This is a genomic window from Actinomyces sp. oral taxon 849 str. F0330 (assembly GCF_000239715.1).
Taxonomy (GTDB): Bacteria; Actinomycetota; Actinomycetes; order Actinomycetales; family Actinomycetaceae; genus Actinomyces; species Actinomyces johnsonii.
The window spans coordinates 1-880 of the sequence record NZ_JH470399.1 but is presented as its reverse complement, the minus strand read 5'-3'; the positions used below and the strand labels follow the sequence as shown (position 1 = coordinate 880).

Annotated in this window: 1 protein-coding gene; it reads left to right on the top strand. The window is 75.5% G+C overall.

Annotated features, from left to right (window positions below):
* A partial coding sequence (gene folK / locus HMPREF0975_RS17170; RefSeq protein WP_009234958.1) for a 2-amino-4-hydroxy-6-hydroxymethyldihydropteridine diphosphokinase occupies window positions 1–880 on the top strand: 880 nt, incomplete at both ends.

The following is an 880-nucleotide window of genomic DNA, read 5'->3' as shown; positions in this document are numbered from 1 at the left end:
CCGCCCCGTCGGCGTCGTCTTCGGCCTGGGAGCCAACGTCGGCAGCGTCGTGGAGTCCCTGCGCACGGCCGTCCAGAGCCTCAAGAGCGCCGAGGGCATCGAGGTCACGCAGGTGGCGCCACTGGCCCGCACGGTCGCCGTCGTCGCCGAGGGGGCCGAGCCCCAGCCCGACTACCTCAACACGGTGGTCGTGGCCATGACGACCCTCTCCCCGCGTGAGCTGCTCGAGGTCTGCCACTCTCTGGAGGACGCCGCCGGGCGGGTGCGCACCGAGCCGTGGGGCGTGCGCACGCTCGATGTCGACCTCATCGAGGTCGAGGGCATCGCCTCCGCCGACCCGGCACTGTCCCTGCCGCACCCGCGTGCCGCCGAGCGCGCCTTCGTCCTCGTGCCGTGGAGCCAGGCCGACCCCTTCGCCGAGCTGGCCGGGCGCTCGGTGTCCGAGCTCGCCGAGAACGCCCCCGACCGCGGCGGCCTGCGGTGGCTGGCCTTCGACTGGCTCGACTCCGACTCCCTGCCGGACAAGCCCACCGGCCCCTACGTGGAGCCCCCGGTGGAGCAGGACGCCGGCGATGCCGGACCGGAGCTCGTCTACGACGCCACCCGTGACGAGTCCTCCGCGGCCGACGCCTCCCTGGCCGCCGACTACGCCAGCAGCATCTCCGGCGGCTCGCCCGCCACCGCAGGTCCCGCCCCCTCGGGCCAGCCCTTCGGCGCTCAGGCGCCGGTCGAGCAGGCGCCCTTCGAACAGTCGCCGTTCGACTCCTCCTACGACTCGAGCGCCTGGTCCGGCCAGGCCCCGCAGGTCGACTCGCCCTACCGGGCGGCCTCCGCCCCCGAGGCCGCCGGCGTGGCCGGGGCGGCTGGCTCACAGGGCGGC